The sequence below is a fragment of the Mycobacterium sp. 20KCMC460 genome, assembly GCF_022179425.1.
GTDB classification, from domain to species: Bacteria; Actinomycetota; Actinomycetes; order Mycobacteriales; family Mycobacteriaceae; genus Mycobacterium; species Mycobacterium kiyosense.
Genome location: NZ_AP025524.1, coordinates 2,067,530 through 2,084,791 on the forward strand (window position 1 = coordinate 2,067,530; position 17,262 = coordinate 2,084,791).

Annotated in this window: 15 protein-coding genes and 1 pseudogene; 11 read left to right on the forward strand and 5 right to left on the reverse strand. The window is 66.0% G+C overall.

What is annotated here, in order from left to right; translation table 11 throughout:
• Positions 1–17: 17 nt before the first annotated feature.
• The 3 genes and pseudogenes from nrdE to MKCMC460_RS09665 form a co-directional block, all read left to right on the forward strand.
• Positions 18–1,634, forward strand: a pseudogene (gene nrdE / locus MKCMC460_RS31755) (class 1b ribonucleoside-diphosphate reductase subunit alpha); the annotation flags it as partial.
• Positions 1,635–1,743: 109 nt separating this feature from the next.
• On the forward strand, positions 1,744–2,487 hold the full coding sequence (locus MKCMC460_RS09660) for a TetR/AcrR family transcriptional regulator (RefSeq protein WP_236981685.1): 744 nt from the start codon (positions 1,744–1,746) through the stop codon (positions 2,485–2,487).
• A 104-nt stretch (positions 2,488–2,591) separates the two neighbouring features.
• Positions 2,592–4,139: an NAD(P)/FAD-dependent oxidoreductase gene (locus tag MKCMC460_RS09665; RefSeq protein WP_236981686.1), complete on the forward strand. Its 1,548-nt coding sequence runs from the start codon at positions 2,592–2,594 to the stop codon at positions 4,137–4,139.
• Here MKCMC460_RS09665 and MKCMC460_RS09670 read toward each other — a convergent pair.
• The gene (locus tag MKCMC460_RS09670; protein WP_236981687.1) at positions 4,125–4,664 is read right to left on the reverse strand and encodes a TetR/AcrR family transcriptional regulator; all 540 of its coding nucleotides are present in this window, start codon (positions 4,662–4,664) and stop codon (positions 4,125–4,127) included. The two genes, MKCMC460_RS09665 and MKCMC460_RS09670, sit on opposite strands and share 15 nt — an antisense overlap.
• On the reverse strand, positions 4,648–5,094 hold the full coding sequence (locus MKCMC460_RS09675) for an SRPBCC family protein (protein ID WP_236981688.1): 447 nt from the start codon (positions 5,092–5,094) through the stop codon (positions 4,648–4,650). The genes MKCMC460_RS09670 and MKCMC460_RS09675 overlap by 17 nt, the downstream gene beginning before the upstream one ends.
• A gap of 180 nt (positions 5,095–5,274) precedes the next feature.
• On the opposite strand from MKCMC460_RS09675, the gene MKCMC460_RS09680 reads away from it, so the two are divergent.
• Positions 5,275–6,417, forward strand: coding sequence for a glutathione-independent formaldehyde dehydrogenase (locus MKCMC460_RS09680; protein ID WP_236981689.1), 1,143 nt, complete (start codon positions 5,275–5,277; stop codon positions 6,415–6,417).
• Between the two features lie 297 nt (positions 6,418–6,714).
• On the forward strand, positions 6,715–7,689 hold the full coding sequence (nrdF, locus tag MKCMC460_RS09685; protein WP_236981690.1) for a class 1b ribonucleoside-diphosphate reductase subunit beta: 975 nt from the start codon (positions 6,715–6,717) through the stop codon (positions 7,687–7,689).
• 55 nt (positions 7,690–7,744) lie between these two features.
• Here nrdF and MKCMC460_RS09690 read toward each other — a convergent pair whose 3' ends face one another.
• Positions 7,745–8,302 carry a restriction endonuclease gene (locus tag MKCMC460_RS09690; protein WP_236981691.1) on the reverse strand — a complete coding sequence of 186 codons (558 nt, stop codon included), beginning with the start codon at positions 8,300–8,302 and terminating at the stop codon, positions 7,745–7,747.
• 142 nt (positions 8,303–8,444) lie between these two features.
• Between MKCMC460_RS09690 and MKCMC460_RS09695 the strand changes: the two genes are divergently transcribed.
• Positions 8,445–8,861, forward strand: a complete 417-nt coding sequence (locus MKCMC460_RS09695) for a DUF3349 domain-containing protein (RefSeq protein WP_236981692.1) — start codon at positions 8,445–8,447, stop codon at positions 8,859–8,861.
• Here the strand turns inward: MKCMC460_RS09695 and MKCMC460_RS09700 are convergent.
• Complete coding sequence (locus tag MKCMC460_RS09700) at positions 8,850–9,890, reverse strand: NAD(P)-dependent alcohol dehydrogenase (RefSeq protein WP_238305633.1); 1,041 nt, start codon at positions 9,888–9,890, stop codon at positions 8,850–8,852. The two genes, MKCMC460_RS09695 and MKCMC460_RS09700, sit on opposite strands and share 12 nt — an antisense overlap.
• Before the next feature lie 219 nt (positions 9,891–10,109).
• Entirely contained in the window at positions 10,110–11,207 is a 1,098-nt protein-coding gene (locus MKCMC460_RS09705) for an iron-siderophore ABC transporter substrate-binding protein (RefSeq protein WP_236981694.1), read from the reverse strand.
• Between the two features lie 185 nt (positions 11,208–11,392).
• On the opposite strand from MKCMC460_RS09705, the gene ctaD reads away from it, so the two are divergent.
• The 5 genes from ctaD (at position 11,393) to MKCMC460_RS09730 (ending at position 17,259) form a co-directional block, all read left to right on the forward strand.
• Positions 11,393–13,138, forward strand: coding sequence for a cytochrome c oxidase subunit I (gene ctaD, locus MKCMC460_RS09710; RefSeq protein ID WP_236981695.1), 1,746 nt, complete (start codon positions 11,393–11,395; stop codon positions 13,136–13,138).
• Positions 13,139–13,157: 19 nt separating this feature from the next.
• Positions 13,158–14,387 carry a phosphoserine phosphatase SerB gene (gene serB, locus MKCMC460_RS09715; protein ID WP_236981696.1) on the forward strand — a complete coding sequence of 410 codons (1,230 nt, stop codon included), beginning with the start codon at positions 13,158–13,160 and terminating at the stop codon, positions 14,385–14,387.
• 93 nt (positions 14,388–14,480) lie between these two features.
• The gene (locus MKCMC460_RS09720; protein WP_236981697.1) at positions 14,481–14,828 is read left to right on the forward strand and encodes a helix-turn-helix transcriptional regulator; all 348 of its coding nucleotides are present in this window, start codon (positions 14,481–14,483) and stop codon (positions 14,826–14,828) included.
• Between the two features lie 11 nt (positions 14,829–14,839).
• Positions 14,840–15,319 (forward strand): NADH-quinone oxidoreductase subunit B family protein, encoded by a 480-nt coding sequence (locus MKCMC460_RS09725; protein WP_236981698.1) that lies wholly within the window; start codon positions 14,840–14,842, stop codon positions 15,317–15,319.
• Positions 15,316–17,259 (forward strand): proton-conducting transporter membrane subunit, encoded by a 1,944-nt coding sequence (locus MKCMC460_RS09730; RefSeq protein WP_236981699.1) that lies wholly within the window; start codon positions 15,316–15,318, stop codon positions 17,257–17,259. Before MKCMC460_RS09725 ends, MKCMC460_RS09730 begins: the two co-directional genes overlap by 4 nt.
• The last annotated feature ends 3 nt before the right edge of the window (positions 17,260–17,262 follow it).

A 17,262-nucleotide genomic window follows, 5' to 3' on the forward strand; every position in this document is an offset into this window, starting at 1 on the left:
GCGGAACCGTCGTGCACAATTGCTTCCTCCTTCGCATCGAGGACAACATGGAGTCCATCGGGCGCTCCATCAACTCCGCGCTGCAGCTGTCCAAGCGTGGTGGGGGAGTTGCGTTGCTGCTGACCAACATTCGCGAACACGGTGCGCCGATCAAGAACATCGAGAACCAGTCCTCGGGCGTCATCCCGATCATGAAGCTGCTCGAGGACTCCTTCTCCTACGCGAACCAGCTGGGTGCGCGTCAGGGCGCCGGCGCGGTGTACCTCAACGCGCATCACCCCGACATCTACCGCTTCCTGGACACCAAGCGGGAGAACGCCGACGAGAAGATCCGCATCAAGACGCTCAGCCTGGGCGTGGTGATCCCGGACATCACCTTCGAGCTGGCCAAGAAGAACGAGGACATGTACCTGTTCTCGCCGTACGACGTCGAACGTGTCTACGGCAAGGCGTTCGCCGACATCTCGGTCACCGAGAAGTACTACGAGATGGTCGACGACGCGCGCATCCGCAAGACCAAGATCAAGGCGCGCGAGTTCTTCCAGACGCTGGCCGAGCTGCAGTTCGAGTCCGGCTACCCCTACATCATGTTCGAGGACACGGTGAACCGGGCCAATCCCATCGAGGGCAAGATCACCCACTCGAACCTGTGCTCGGAGATCCTGCAGGTCTCCACCCCATCGCTGTTCAACGACGACTTGTCGTATGCCAAAGTGGGCAAAGACATTTCGTGCAACCTGGGGTCGCTGAACATCGCCAAGACGATGGACTCGCCGGACTTCGCGCAGACCATCGAGGTGGCCATCCGGGCGCTGACCGCCGTCAGCGACCAGACGCACATCACCTCGGTGCCGTCAATCGAGCAGGGCAACAACGACTCTCACGCGATCGGGCTCGGGCAGATGAACCTGCACGGATACCTGGCGCGGGAGGGCATCTTCTACGGTTCCGAAGAGGGCATCGACTTCACCAACATTTACTTCTACACCGTGCTCTACCACGCGCTGCGCGCGTCGAACCGCATCGCGATCGAACGAGGCACGCACTTCAAGGGATTCGAGCGGTCCAAATACGCCTCGGGAGAGTTCTTCGACAAGTACACCGAGCAGATGTGGGAGCCGGCCACCGACAAAGTGCGCCAACTCTTCGCCGACGCCGGCATCCGGATCCCGACCCAGGACGACTGGAAGCGGCTCAAGGAGTCGGTGCAGCAGCACGGCATCTACAACCAGAACCTGCAGGCGGTGCCGCCGACCGGGTCGATCTCCTACATCAACCACTCCACGTCGTCGATCCACCCGATCGTGTCGAAGGTGGAGATTCGCAAGGAAGGCAAGATCGGTCGCGTCTACTACCCGGCGCCCTACATGACCAACGAAAACCTGGAGTACTACCAGGACGCCTACGAGATCGGCTACGAGAAGATCATCGACACCTACGCCGCGGCCACCCAGCACGTGGATCAAGGGCTGTCGCTGACGCTGTTCTTCAAGGACACCGCCACCACGCGCGATGTGAACAAGGCGCAGATCTATGCCTGGCGCAAGGGCATCAAGACGCTGTACTACATCCGGTTGCGGCAGATGGCGCTGGAAGGCACTGAGGTAGAGGGTTGCGTCAGCTGCATGTTGTGACGGCCGGTCGCTGAAGGCGGCGACCGGGTCGGTGCGCGAGCAGCGCGTGGGCCGGGACTTGCCGCCCGTATCGCCAGGTCAGCCGACTCCACGCGGTAAGGTGCATGACGTGGTGAGAATGCCTCGACCCGCAATACCGCACCCCGGTGCCAAGCCCGGGGTCAAGGTCGACGCGCGCAGCGAGCGCTGGCGCGAGCACCGCAAGAAAGTGCGCGCCGAGATCGTCGAGGCGGCGTTCCGGGCCATCGATCGCCTGGGCCCCGAGCTGAGCGTGCGGGAGATCGCCGAGGAAGCCGGCACCGCGAAGCCGAAGATCTACCGGCACTTCACCGACAAGTCGGACCTGTTCCTGGCCATCGGGGAACGGCTGCGCGACATGCTCTGGGCAGCGATCTTCCCCTCCATCAACCTGGCCACCGACTCCGCGCGCGAAGTGATCCACCGCGCCGTCGAAGAGTTCGTCACGCTGCTCGACCAGCATCCCAACGTGATGCGGGTGTTCATCCAAGGCAGCTCCAGCGCCCAGTCCAAGGCAACCGTGCGGACCCTCAACGAAGGCCGCGAGATCACGCTGACCATCGCCGAGATGTTCAACAACGAGCTGCGGGACATGGAGCTCAACCGTGACGCGCTGGAACTGGCCGCGTTCGCGGCATTCGGCTCGGCGGCCTCCGCCACCGAGTGGTGGCTGGGTCCCGACCCGGACAGTCCGCGGTCGATGACGCGGGAGCAATTCGTCGCCCAGCTGACGACGATCATGATGGGCATCATTGTCGGGACCGCCGACACCCTGGGCATCAAGATGGACCCCGAGAAGCCCATTCACGACGCGCTGCCCGCCGCCTCGGCGTGAGCTGGGCCTCAGCAACGTTGACATCACGGTAGCGATCGACAACACTCGGATTATCCGATACCCCGGGTACTGGGTATTTTTCAAGTAAGGAAGACCGACCTCCCATGACAGACGTCGTGACCCCGGCCGTCGACGAGACCGGCAAACCACAATCCGACCAGCCCCCGGTGCACACCCGTGCGGTCATCATCGGCACCGGATTCTCCGGCTTGGGCATGGCGATCGAGCTGCAGAAGCAGGGCGTGGACTTCGTCATCCTGGAGAAGGCCGACGACGTCGGCGGCACCTGGCGCGACAACAGCTACCCCGGTTGCGCCTGCGACATCCCGTCGCACCTGTACTCCTACTCCTTCGAGCCCAAGCCGGACTGGAAAAACCCGTTCTCCTTCCAACCTGAAATCTGGGACTACCTCAAGGGCGTCACCGACAAATACGGGTTGCGCCGCTACATCAAGTTCAACTCGCTGGTGGACCGCGGCTACTGGGACGACGACGAGTACCGCTGGCACGTGTTCACCACCGACGGTCGCGAGTACATCGCGCAGTTCCTGATCTCCGGGGCCGGCGCGCTACATATCCCGTCCTTCCCCGAGATCGAGGGCCGACACGAATTCGCCGGTCCCGCTTTCCATTCCGCGGAGTGGGACCACAGCGTCGACCTGACCGGCAAGCGGGTCGCCATCATCGGCACCGGTGCCAGCGCCATCCAGATCGTGCCCGAGATCGTCGACCGGGTCGCCGAACTGAAGCTCTATCAGCGCACCCCGCCGTGGGTGGTACCGCGGTCGAACCCGGAGATACCGCCCCGGCTGCGGGCGGCCATGCAGAACGTCCCCGGCCTGCGGGCCCTGACTCGTCTGGCCATCTACTGGGGCCAGGAAGCGCTGGCGTTCGGCATGACCAAGCGACCGAATGCGCTGAAATTCATTGAGCTGTATGCGAAGTACAACATCCGCCGCTCGGTCAAGGATCGCGAGCTGCGGCGCAAGCTGACGCCGAACTACCGCATCGGCTGCAAGCGAATCCTGAACTCCACCACGTACTACCGGGCGGTCGCGAACCCGAAGACCGAGGTGGTGACCGAGGGCATCACCCGGATCACCCGCGACGGCATCGTCACCGCCGACGGTCGCGAACGCCAGGTGGACGTGATCGTGTACGCCACCGGCTTCCACGTCACCGACTCCTACACCTATGTGCAGATCAAGGGTCAGCACGGCGAGGATCTGGTGGACCGGTGGAACCGGGAGGGTATCGGCGCCCACCGCGGGATCACCGTCGCCGACGTGCCGAACCTGTTCTTCCTGTTGGGGCCCAACACCGGCCTGGGGCACAACTCGGTGGTGTTCATGATCGAGTCGCAGATCCACTACGTCGCCGACGCGATCGCCAAGTGCGACAAGATGAAAGCGCAAGCGTTGGCGCCCACCCGCGAGGCGCAGGATCGGTTCAACGACGAACTGCAGGAAAAGCTGACCCACTCGGTGTGGAACACCGGCGGTTGTGCCAGCTGGTACCTCGACGAGCACGGCAAGAACACCGTGTTGTGGGGCGGCTACACCTGGCAGTATTGGCGGGCCACCCGCTCGGTGAAGCCCGAGGAATACCGGTTCTTCGGGGTCGGCAAGCGCCCTGCGCTAGCCGCTGAGTAGCCGCGCAAAGGCTTTCGCCGCCGCGTCGACGCCGGCGTCGTCATCGGTGGCCACCAGATCCAGCAGTAGTCCGCGGATCACCGCGAGGCCCAGGCGCGCTTGGGCGGGATCGACGGAGCCTTCCGTGACGGCGTCGGCCGCGTCCAGCCAGCCGGTGACGGCGCCGGGAAGCATTGCGGCGAAAGATCTCTCGTCTTGCGCGGCCCGCGCGTAGCACTCGAAGAACAGCCGCTCCAACTGCCGTAGTTCGGGGCGGCTCACGTCGGCCCAGATGGCGCTGAAATGTTCGGCCGGGTTCGTCGGAAGCTCGGGGAGCAGGTTCATCTGCCGGCGCTCCACCTCCTCGACCACTGCCAGCAGCAGCTTGTCCCGGGAACCGAAGTGGTGCAACAGCATTCGATGGCTGGTGCCGACCGCGGCTGCGACGTCGCGCAGCGACCGCTCGCCCACGCCGTGGGCGGCGAACTCCTCGACCAATGCGTCCAGGAGTTGCCGGCGCCGGTCGGCGTCAGGCGTGCGGACCACACGCGCCCCGGCGCTGTTCCGAGCGCATGGTCAGGCCGCGGGCTTCCATGTCGAGGTAGCGCTTGGTCATGTTCGTCATCAATCGGCCGACCAGAGCGCCGATCACGCCTTGCTGGTCGATGCGCTGGCGCACCAGAGTGCGGTCGCCGGGCTGGGGGATGACCTCGTGGCTTGCTTTCGCCAAGGCGCCGGGGGCGCGCTGCTCCCAGGTCCAGGACGTGCCCGGTTCGATCTCGGTGACCTTCCAGACAAGGTTGCCCATCCTTGGCTGCTTGATCGCGAAGCGGTTTCCGACCGCGAGTTCGGGGCCGTCGAGGGCCTTGAGGGAAGTCACCGAGTCGGTCCACTCGGGCCAGCGTTCGACGTCGCTGAAGACCTCCCAGACGATGTCCGGCCGAGCGTCGATCTCAAAGCTGTGTTCGGTAATCATGTACCAAATGGTACATGTCGTCGCAGCTGATGTCAGCCGGGTTTTCGGCCCCATACGGCGACGATCAAGCCGCCCCGGTAGAGAAATGAAGTGTCGGCGAAGGCCCGCTGCGCGTCGGATGCATCCGCCCGCGTCACGACCCCGAGGTTGAAACGTGCGGGGCCGGGTACCCGCCCGAGCATGAAAGCTGTTGTCTACAAAGGACCCCGTGACGTAGCCGTCGAAGAAGTCCCCGACGCCGCGATCGAGAAGCCCACCGACGCCGTCGTCAAGATCACTGCCACCAATATCTGCGGCTCCGACCTGCACATGTACGAAGGCCGCACCGATCTCGAGCCCGGAACCGTGATCGGGCACGAAAACCTCGGGGAAGTGGTCGAAGTCGGGCCCGGCGTGCAGAGCCTGAAAGCCGGGGATCGAGTGTGCCTGCCGTTCAACGTGAGTTGCGGATTCTGCAAGAACTGTGATCGTGGCTTGACCGCGTTCTGCCTGACCGTCAACCCCGGTGTGGCCGGCGGCGCCTACGGATACGCCAATATGGGCCCCTACCGCGGCGGCCAGGCCGAATACCTGCGGGTGCCGTTCGCCGACTTCAACGCGCTGCAACTGCCCGACGACAGTGTGGACAAAGAGAACGACTACGTGATGCTGGCCGACATCTTTCCGACCGGCTGGCACGGCACCCGGCTGGCCAAGGTGCAGCCCGGCGACAGCGTGGCGGTCTGGGGCGCCGGCCCGGTGGGGCTGATGGCTGCCTATTCCGCGGTAATCCAAGGTGCCGCAGCGGTTTTCGTCGTCGACCATATCGCCGAGCGTCTGGCGCTGGCAGAGAAGTTCGGCGCCGTAGGCGTGGATTCGTCGAAGACCGATCCGGTCGAAAGCATCACCGAGGCCACGGGCGGAGAGGGCGTGGACCGTGGCGTGGAAGCCGTCGGCTACCAGGCCCATGACGCGTCGGGCAACGAGCGGTCGAATCTGACCATGAACGCGCTCGTCGAGGTGGTCCGGCCCACCGGCGGCATCGGTGTGGTGGGGGTGTTCCTGCCCGAAGATCCGGGCGCCGCAGACGAATTGGCCAAACAGGGCAAGATGGCGTTCGACTTCGGCAAGTTCTTCTTCAAGGGCCAGACCATCGCGACCGGGCAGGCGAACGTCAAGAACTACAACCGCTACCTGCGTGAGTTGATCCATCACGACAGGGCCGCGCCGTCACGGCTGGTGTCGCACAATCTGGGCCTGGGCGAGGCGCCGGATGCCTACCGGCACTTCGACAATCGCGACCAGGGCTGGACCAAGGTCGTGCTCAATCCGGGGAAGCGCTGAGCCGCTGTTCGGCATCCACGCCGGCAATGCCGGGCGAGGGAATTGAGCTTCGCCGGCGGCATTGCACTCAGCCGAGTCGAGCTAACGGGCTGCGACGGGGTTCAGCGGCGGCGACGTCGACCTGGGACCAGAGCGTGCCCGAAGCCGCCGCCGCGGCACTCTGCCGGGCCCCGGATCGTTGACCTTTCGCGACACGCGAACACAACTTATTGTGTTACGACGGCTTGTCGGCCCCCAGGGGTAGTGTTTGTGGCCTACGCAACACAGCCCCATTCGTCCTGGTGAAGTGGAGTTCCGGTGACTGGAAATGCAAAGCTGATCGACCGCGTCTCGGCGATCAACTGGAACCGTCTGCAAGACGACAAAGACGCCGAGGTCTGGGACCGGCTGACCGGCAACTTCTGGCTGCCCGAGAAGGTGCCGGTGTCCAACGACATCCCGTCCTGGGGCACGCTGACCGCCCACGAGAAGCAGCTGACCATGCGGGTCTTCACCGGCCTGACCATGCTGGACACCATTCAGGGCACCGTCGGAGCGGTCAGCCTGATCCCCGACGCGCTGACCCCGCACGAGGAGGCGGTGTACACCAACATCGCGTTCATGGAGTCGGTGCACGCCAAGAGCTACAGCCAGATCTTCTCTACGTTGTGCTCGACCGCCGAGATCGACGACGCGTTCCGCTGGTCGGAGGAGAACCCCAACCTGCAGCGCAAAGCCGAAATCGTGCTGGAGTACTACCGGGGCGACGAGCCGCTGAAGCGCAAAGTGGCCTCCACGCTGCTGGAGAGCTTCCTGTTCTACTCCGGCTTCTACCTGCCGATGTACTGGTCGAGCCGGGCCAAGCTGACCAACACCGCCGACATGATCCGGCTGATCATCCGCGACGAGGCCGTGCACGGCTACTACATCGGCTACAAGTACCAGCGCGGCCTGGCGCTCGAAGACGAGGCCAAGCGTGCCGAGCTCAAGGACTACACCTATGAGCTGCTCTTCGAGCTGTACGACAACGAGGTGGAGTACACCCAGGATCTCTACGACGAGGTCGGGCTCACCGAGGACGTCAAGAAGTTCCTGCGCTACAACGCCAATAAGGCGCTGATGAACCTCGGTTACGAGGCGTTGTTCCCGCGCGACGAGACCGATGTGAACCCGGCGATACTGTCGGCGCTGTCCCCGAATGCCGACGAGAACCACGACTTCTTCTCCGGCTCGGGCTCGTCGTATGTGATCGGCAAGGCCGTCGTCACCGAGGACGAGGACTGGGACTTCTAGCCGGGCGCCGAGCGTGAGTTTCACGACGCTCCCGCGGCGTGTTGCGTCGTAAACTTCAGTTTCGGCGGATGCGCGTCCCGGGTTGCGGCGTCGGCTTTGCCGGTGGCGGCACCCAACTCTGCAGCACCCCGCGCCCGATCAGCTGGCACCGGTGAGTGAACGCCAATTTCCTTGCGGCGCTGGTGAATTCCTGATTGCTCACCACAATGCTGCGGGCACAGCCGTGGAGTCGGGCACCCGAGACCACCTGCTGCACGGCCGCGACGCCCACCGGTTTGCCGTATCGCTTGCATTGCACCGCGACGGATTCGTCGCCTTTCTCGGCGATCAAGTCGACCCCGTAGTCGCCCACCGGCGGAGTGAACCTGACTTCCCAGCCGGCCCGGACCAGGCGGGTGGCGACGTAGTCCTCGAACTCGACGCCGTCCATTGCGTCGATCGCGTCCAGCGTGCCGTTCATGCGACGTCGCAGCCACTCCCGCCTGGCCGCCCATCCCAGCGCCTCGGCAAGCAGCGCCAGGTAGAACGCCACGACACCGGCGCCCGGGTGGTGCCGCATGACACCGACGACGATCCCGCACAACAACGGGACGACGACGACGGCGCTGCCCACGAGCCGATGATAGGGACGAACACCGACACCACCGGCGCGCCGGAAAGCTCGACGTGTTCAGGCGGTGAACGCCGCGTGAATTGTCGTCGGGGCCAGCCGCCGTCGGTGGCGCCGGTACCGTCCCGGCCAGGAGACTGTCTGGGTGACGACAGACCACACGCACTGCAATCACCCACACTTCCTGCGGTCGGTGATCCGCTGGCTGCAGGCCGGCTACCCCGAAGGTGTGCCGGGCCCGGACCGCGTCCCGCTGTTCGCACTGCTGCGCAGCACGCCACTCACCCCTGAACAGCTCAAAGAAGTGATCGACAACCTCACTGCCAAAGGATCGCCGGCGGCAGCCGACGGTGTGATCGACGGCAACGAGATTGCCGAGTCGATCGCCGAGCTGACCCACCACGACCCCGGACCCGAGAACGTCCGTCGCGTCGCCGCGACCCTGGCCGCGGCCGGTTGGCCGCTGGCCGGGATCGACGTCAGCGAGGTCATTCCCGGAGACGAGGACGGCGAAGCAGCCGAAGAGGTTGCGGCCCGGCTCCGGGCTGTCTCACAAAGTTGAGATGTCGATGACGAAGCGGTACCGCACGTCACTGGCCAGCACCCGCTCGTAGGCCTCGTTGACGTAATCGGCTTCGATGACCTCGATTTCGGGCGTCACGTCGTGTTCGGCGCAGAAGTCGAGCATCTCCTGGGTCTCGGCGATGCCGCCGATGTTCGACCCGGACAGGCTGCGCCGCGCCGCCGCCAACGCAAACGCATGCACCTCCATGGGGTGCTCGGGGATGCCGAGTTCCACCATGGTGCCGTCGACGTCGAGCAGGCCCATGTACTGCCCGAGATCCAAGTTGGCCGAGACGGTGTTGAGGATCAGGTCGAAGCCGCCGCGCAGTTTCTTGAAGGTGTCGGGGTCCGACGTCGCGTAGTAATTGCTTGCGCCCAAACGCAATCCGTCTTCCATCTTCTTCAGCGACTGGGACAGCACGCTGACCTGGCAGCCCATCGCCGCGCCCAGCTTGACGCCCATGTGCCCCAGGCCGCCCAGCCCGACGATAGCCAGGCGGGTGTCCTGCCCGGCCTTCCAGTGTCGCAGCGGGGAGAACAGAGTGATGCCCGCGCACAGCAGCGGCGCGGCCTTGTCCAGCGGCAGCGACTTGGGAATGCGCACCACGAAGTTCTCGTCGACGACGACGGCCTGGCTGTACCCACCGTGGGTGGGGGTGCCGTCCTTGTCGATGGAGTTGTAAGTGAACGTGGCGCCGTTCTTGCAGTACTGCTCGAGTCCGGCCTTACAGCTGCTGCATCGACCGCACGAGTTCACCATGCACCCGACGCCGACGTGGTCGCCGACCTTGTGCTTGGTCACCTCGGAGCCGACGGCGCTCACCACGCCGGCAATCTCGTGGCCCGGCACCACGGGATAGTTGGGCACGCCCCATTCGGCCTTGACGGTGTGGATGTCGGAGTGGCAGATGCCGGCGAACTTGATGTCGATGGCTACGTCGTGCGGGCCGGGGTCGCGGCGTTCAATCGTGGTCTTGGTCAGCGGCTCTTTGGCGGACGTGGCCGCGTAAGCGTTAACAGTGCTCATATATCCATCCCTCTTCGATCGCGTACGCAATAAGTTTAGCTAAGGTAACGTTTTCGGGCCAACCGGGCCCACTCAGCCCTGGTCATCAGCTTAGGACGCTCTTCGACGACAGCGTCGACCCGAAGCGTCTAGCTCGCCAGGGGCGGCGTTGACTCTGCGGTGCGGGCGCGATCTTCTCGCACTTTCGCGCCGTGGACGCAGAGTCGACGAGAGGGTCGCTCAGTTGATCGGGGCGTTGATCCAGCGCAGGTCGTTGACGATGCCGCGGGCGGCGATCAAGCCCTGGCCGGTCTGCCAGATCTCGTCGTTGACGACGAACACCCGGTTGTCGCGGTTGGCGCCCAGCTTGCGCCACGGGCCGCTGTCCAGCACGGTCGCGGCGCGGTCGGTGGCCGCCTGTGATGCGCACGACACATAGACGATGTCGCCGTCGGCGGCGGAGAGGTCAGGGTTCTTGGCCAGGTCGGCGTCGGTGGCGCCGAACTCGAGGTAGGGCTTGTCGGTGAACCGCTGTGGGGCCGGCCGGTCCACCTTGACCGCAGCCAGCACGCTGGCCGGAAAATTGTCGGCGCCGTACACCCGCAGGGTGGTGGCCGTCAGCTGGACCACCGACACCTGGAAGTGGGCCGAGTCGTGTTTGGTCCCCACTTCGGTGGCGCGCTGGGTGAAGCCGTTGATCAGGGCGTCCATCGCGGCGCCCCGAGCCGTCGCGGCGCCGATCTGACGCAGGTTGTCCTGCCATGCTGCGCCCGCCGCAGCGGTGAACACCGTCGGCGCGATCGCGGCCAGCGCGGAATACAGCGTCGGCGTCAACGCGGCCGAACCCAGGATCAGGTCCGGGTGTGCCGCGGCGATGGCGTTCAGATCCGGCATGCTGCGGGTGCCGACTCCGGGCACGTCGTGCAGCACTTTGCCCAGGTACGACGGTTGGCCCTGGGTGCCGTCGGCCAACGCGGCACCGACCACCCGGGACTGCAGTCCCAACGCGCACAGCGCGTCCAGCTGGTCGCCGGAGAGCACCACGATGCGTTGCGGATCGGCTGGCACCTGCGCGGTGTCGGGGGTGACGCCCGCGGCGTTGCGTGCCGGGCGGGTGGCCGGCCCGGGATCGGGCGCGGCCGCGTCCTTGGCGCACGATTCGTCGGGCTTACGGTCGTTGCCCAGCACCCCGGCGCCGGCGATCTGGGTGGTGGGTGTCACCAGCGGCCGCGACGACACCGGTTTGTCGGAGCCGCAGGCCCCGCAGGTCAGCACGATTGCTGCCAGGGTGATCACGGCCAAGGTGGGGCGCAGACCGCCGGAATGCGTCGAAGACATTGCGGCGAGCGTAACCCCACCGCGAAATCCGACGCTGATAACCGCAGCCAGGTGGCATGGGCGGCCGGCGGGGAGAGCCAATTACGACAGTTTGTAGGACCAGACCTTCCACGAACCTGATCGGGGGCTAAGATTCCACTCATATCGTTGTGCGCCCCTGTCCGGATGGATGTTTGGAGGAGCTGTTGACAGCCGAAGCGCCCCCTCGGGGAGAACTCGAGGCCGTCCGTCCCTACCCGGCTCGGACGGGTCCCAAAGGGAACCTGATCTACAAGCTGATCACCACCACCGATCACAAGCTGATCGGCATCATGTACTGCGTCGCGTGCTTCATCTTCTTCCTGATCGGCGGTCTGCTGGCGCTGCTGATGCGGACGGAGCTGGCCGCGCCGGGACTGCAGTTCCTGTCGAATGAGCAGTTCAACCAGCTGTTCACCATGCACGGCACGATCATGCTGCTGTTCTATGCGACGCCGATCGTGTTCGGCTTCGCGAACCTGGTACTGCCGCTGCAGATCGGGGCGCCCGATGTGGCGTTCCCGCGGCTGAACGCCTTCTCGTTCTGGCTGTTCCTGTTCGGCGCCACGATCGGTATGGCCGGCTTCATCACCCCCGGCGGCGCCGCCGACTTCGGCTGGACCGCCTACACCCCGCTGACCGACGCCATCCACTCACCGGGCGTCGGCGGTGACCTGTGGATCATGGGCATCGCCGTCGGTGGTCTGGGCACCATCCTGGGCGCCGTCAACATGATCACCACCGTGGTCTGCATGCGCGCCCCCGGCATGACGATGTTCCGGATGCCGATCTTCACCTGGAACATCCTGGTCACCTCGATCCTGGTGCTGATCGCGTTCCCGCTGCTGACCGCGGCGCTGTTCGGGCTGTTCGCCGACCGCCACCTGGGTGCGCACATCTACGACCCGGCCAACGGCGGCGTGCTGTTGTGGCAGCACCTGTTCTGGTTCTTCGGTCACCCAGAGGTGTACATCCTGGCGCTGCCGTTCTTCGGGGTGGTCTCCGAGATCTTCCCGGTGTTCTCCCGCAAGCCGATCTTCGGTTACACCACGCTGGTGTACGCCACGCTCTCGATCGCCGCGCTGTCGGTCGCGGTGTGGGCACACCACATGTTCGCCACCGGCGCGGTGCTGCTGCCCTTCTTCTCGTTCATGACGTTCCTGATCGCGGTGCCCACCGGCATCAAGTTCTTCAACTGGGTCGGCACCATGTGGCGAGGTCAGTTGACGTTCGAGACGCCCATGCTGTTCTCGGTCGGCTTCGCGGTCACCTTCCTGCTCGGCGGGCTCAGCGGTGTGCTGCTGGCCAGCCCGCCGCTGGACTTCCACGTCACCGACAGCTACTTCGTGGTCGCGCACTTCCACTACGTGCTGTTCGGCACCATCGTGTTCTCCACCTTCGCCGGCCTGTACTTCTGGTTCCCGAAGATGACCGGGCGACTGCTGGACGAGCGGCTGGGCAAGGTGCACTTCTGGCTGACGTTCATCGGCTTCCACACCACCTTCCTGGTCCAGCACTGGTTGGGCGACCAGGGCATGCCGCGTCGGTACGCCGACTACCTGCCCACCGACAACTTCCAGACGCTCAACATCATCTCCACGGTCGGCGCGTTCATCCTGGGCATCGGGATGATCCCGTTTGTGTGGAACGTGTTCAAGAGTTGGCGTTACGGCGAGGTTGTGACGGTCGACGACCCATGGGGCTACGGCAACTCGCTGGAATGGGCGACCAGTTGCCCGCCGCCGCGGCACAACTTCACCGAGCTGCCCCGGATCCGTTCGGAGCGCCCGGCGTTCGAGCTGCACTACCCGCACATGGTGGAACGGATGCGTGCCGAGTCCCACGTCGGTCGCGCACACGGCAAGGAAGGGCACGACGTCACCCGCCTAGACGACGCCAACGTCCGCTCTTGATGATCGGCGGCATCCGCGGGTGACTCTTTCACCCAAGGTGTCGGTGCTGATCACGGTCACCGGCATCGACCAACCGGGGGTGACGTCTGCGCTCTTCGAGGTGCTCGGCCGGCACGGCGTCGAACTGCTCAATGTCGAGCAGGTGGTCATCCGAGGCCGGCTCACCCTGGGCGTGCTGGTGACCTGTGCTCTGGACGTCGCCGACGGCACCGAGTTGCGCGACGACGTCGAGGGCGCCATCCGCGGGGTGGGCCTGGACGTGACGATCGAGCGCAGCAACGACCTGCCGATCATTCAGGACCCCTCCACCCACACCATCTTCGTGCTGGGACGGCCGATCACCGCCGGAGCGTTCGGGGCGGTCGCTCGGGAAGTCGCCGCGCTGGGCGTCAACATCGACTTCATCCGCGGTGTCTCCGACTACCCGGTGACCGGCCTCGAGTTGCGGGTTTCGGTGCCACGGGGTGCCATCGGACCATTGCAGACGGCGCTGACCAGGGTGGCCGGCGACGAGCACATCGACGTGGCCGTGGAGGACTACGGCCTGGCCTGGCGGACTAAACGGCTCATCGTGTTCGACGTCGACTCCACCCTGGTCCAGGGTGAGGTCATCGAGATGCTGGCGGCCCGCGCCGGCGCGCAGGGAAAAGTCGCAGCGATCACCGAGGCCGCGATGCGCGGTGAGCTGGACTTCGCCGAGTCGCTGCAACAGCGGGTGGCCACCCTGGCGGGCCTGCCCGCGTCGGTGATCCAGGAGGTCGCTGACCAGCTGGAGTTGATGCCCGGCGCCCGCACGACGATACGGACGTTGCAGCGCTTGGGTTTCCGCTGCGGTGTGGTATCCGGCGGGTTCCGGCCGATCATCGAGCCGCTCGCCGAGGAACTGAAGCTGGACTACGTCGCGGCCAACGAGCTGGAGATCGTCGACGGCCTGCTCACCGGTCGGGTGCTCGGGACCATCGTCGACCGGGCCGGCAAAGCCACCGCGCTGCGTGAGTTCGCCGACCAGTACGGCGTTCCGATGGAGCAGACGGTCGCCGTCGGTGACGGCGCCAACGACATCGACATGCTGGCCGCAGCCGGGATGGGGATCGCGTTCAACGCCAAGCCCGCGCTGCGTGAGGTCGCCGACGCGTCGCTGAGCCATCCGTACCTGGACACCGTGCTGTTTCTGCTGGGAGTTACCCGCGGGGAGATCGAAGCCGCCGACGCGGTGGACGGTGTGGTGCGGCGGGTGGAGATTCCCTAGTGCGGGGCAGCCGCGGCTCGGCGCGCGCTTGTATACACCATATGATAAATTCTTCAACTGTTAAGTTGATGGATTGGTGAGTGGGGTCCCGGGGTGTCCAAGCAGCCGCTGTACCAACTGAAGGCGGAGTTCTTCAAGACGCTCGCACATCCGGCGCGGGTCAGGATCCTGGAAATGCTCTCCGAGCGCGATCACACGGTGGCCGAGTTGTTGCCCGAGGTGGGCCTGGAGTCATCCAACCTGTCCCAGCAGCTCGGTGTGCTGCGCCGGGCAGGCGTGGTGACCGCCACCAAGGACGGCAACACGGTGATCTACTCGATTACCTCGCCGCTGATCGCCGAGCTCATGGCGGTCGCCCGTCAGGTACTCACCGGCATGCTCACCGGGCAGGTCGCCGTACTCGAAGACCTGCGCGCGGGCAGCCCCACGGACCAGCGGTAGGCGCGCGAAAAGTGAGTTGGCTCAGCAGAATTCTGCGACTTCGCCGCGTGACCGAACCCGCGGGTGAGACGCCCGCGGCCGCCGCGGCCGCCCCGGCCGGGGTACGCGGATCCCTGCAGGTGCGTCACGTCGACGCCGGCTCCTGCAACGGCTGCGAGGTAGAGATCTCCGGGGCGTTCGGGCCGGTGTACGACGCCGAGCGGTTCGGTGCCCGGCTGGTGGCATCGCCGCGGCACGCGGACGCACTGCTGGTCACCGGGGTGGTCACCCGCAACATGGCGCAGCCGCTGCGAAATACCTTGGCCGCCACACCTTTACCCCGGGTGGTGATCGCCTGCGGCGACTGCGCACTGAACCGCGGAGTGTTCGCCGAGGCCTACGGGGTGGTGGGCGCGGTCGGCGAGGTCGTCCCGGTCGACGTCGAGATTCCCGGCTGTCCGCCCACGCCCGACCAGGTGGTCGCGGCCCTGCGGTCGGTGACGGGCCGGTGACCGGCACTCACGCCACCACGATCGGTCCGTTGGTGAGCGGCGCGGCGACCACGGTCCTCGGCGCGGCGGGGACGGTACTGGGGTTGACCGCCATCTTCGAGCCGCTGCCGCGAGTGTGCCTACCCTGGCTGTTACCGCTGAGCGGGGTGGAATTCGAAGTCAGTCGACTCGGCGGGTTCTTCATGGCGCTGACCGGCGCGGTGGCACTCGTCGTCGGGGTGTACAGCGTCGGGTACCTGCGCCACGAGCGACTGGGATCAGTCGCGCAGGTGATGCTGCCTGCGTTCGTCGCCGCGATGCTGCTGGTGCCCGCCGCAGGTTCGGTGGCCACCTTCCTGCTGTGCTGGGAGTTGATGGCGCTCAGCTCGCTGGTGCTGCTGGCTGCCGATCACCGACGGCCCCAAGTACGTTCGGCCGCAGTCTATTACGCGGTGATGACGCAGCTGGGCTTCACCGCCGTGCTGGTCGGGCTGATGGTGTTGGCCGCGGCCGCGGGGACCGGTCGATTCGCCGGCATGGACATCGCATCGGTCTCGGGTCCGCTGCGCAATGTGATATTCCTGTTGACCCTGCTGGGATTCGGCTCCAAGGCGGGCCTGCTGCCGCTGCACGCCTGGCTGCCGCGGGCACACCCGGAAGCGCCGAGTCCGGTCTCGGCGTTGATGAGCGCGGCGATGGTCAACCTGGGTGTCTACGGGATCCTGCGGATCGACTTGCAGCTGCTCGGGCCGGGGCCGCGCTGGTGGGGTGCCACGCTGCTCGCGGTCGGGGCGGCCTCCGCCCTCTACGGCGTACTGCAGGCTTCGGTGGCCGCGGATCTCAAACGGCTGCTGGGCTATTCGACGATCGAAAACATGGGCCTGGTCACCCTGGCGCTGGGCGCTGCCACGCTGTTGTCGGCGGCCGGCGCGGGCGCGGCTGCGGTGGTCGCGATGACGGCGGCGCTGCTGCATCTGCTCGCCCATGCCGCGTTCAAGTGCCTGGGGTTCATGGCCGCGGGGTCGGTGCTGCTGGGCGCCGGCGAACGTGACCTGGACCGGATGGGCGGGCTGGCCCGCCGAATGCCCGCCACCACAACGCTGTTCGGTGTCGCAGCACTCGGCGCGTCCGGGCTGCCGCTGGGCGCGGGATTCGTCAGCGAATGGCTGCTGGTGCAGTCGTTGATCCACGCCCGGTCCCAGCACACCTTCCTCGGCCTGGTCACACCGCTGGGGGTCGGCGCGGTGGCGTTGACGGCGGGTCTCGGGGTGGCCGCGATGGTGAAGGCTTTCGGCACCGGGTTTTTAGCGCGGGCCCGCTCCGACGGGGCCGCTGCGGCGCGCGAGGCGCCGGTGAGCATGCTCGCCGGGATGGTGGTCGCGGCGCTGGGTTGCGTCGTGGTCGCGGTGACGCCGTTCGTGTTCGTCGGCCCGTTGCAGTCGGTGCTGCAAAGCCTGCCGGCCTCAAGTGGCGCCGACCTGGCCGGGCTGGGCCTGATGCTGCACCTGCCGGGCATGGACGGCTCGATCTCACCCACCCTGCTCGCCGGGGCCCTGATCGTCGCGGTGCTGTTGGTGCTGTGCCTGGCCCGCTGGGGAGCCCGGCACCGGCCGCAGCCGGCGCAGTTGCCGTTATGGGCCTGCGGTGCAGACGAACTCAGCCCGCGGATGCAGTACACCGCTACCTCGTTCGCCCAGCCGCTGCAACGCGTCTTCGACGACCTGCTGCGGCCGGACACCGGCATCGAGGTGACGCACCTGGAGGGAACCCGCTACCACGTCGACAAGATCGCCTACCACGCCAAGTTGGCCGACGCCGTCGAAGAGCGCCTCTATGCTCCCGTGCTGTCCGCTATCGCCGGGTGCGCACGGGCGGTCCGGTTCGCGCACAACGGAAGTATTCACCTGTACCTGGGTTACGGCGCCCTTGGTGTGCTGATCGTTCTGGTGGTGGCGCGATGAACC

Excerpts from the sequence above, each read along its gene's own strand:
- MKCMC460_RS09680 (WP_236981689.1), top strand. The coding sequence starts at position 5,275 with ATGAAAGCTGTTGTCTACAAAGGACCCCGTGACGTAGCCGTCGAAGAA.
- MKCMC460_RS09665 (WP_236981686.1), top strand. The coding sequence starts at position 2,592 with ATGACAGACGTCGTGACCCCGGCCGTCGACGAGACCGGCAAACCACAA.
- MKCMC460_RS09700 (WP_238305633.1), bottom strand. The coding sequence starts at position 9,890 with ATGAGCACTGTTAACGCTTACGCGGCCACGTCCGCCAAAGAGCCGCTG.
- MKCMC460_RS09705 (WP_236981694.1), bottom strand. The coding sequence starts at position 11,207 with ATGTCTTCGACGCATTCCGGCGGTCTGCGCCCCACCTTGGCCGTGATC.
- MKCMC460_RS09675 (WP_236981688.1), bottom strand. The coding sequence starts at position 5,094 with ATGATTACCGAACACAGCTTTGAGATCGACGCTCGGCCGGACATCGTC.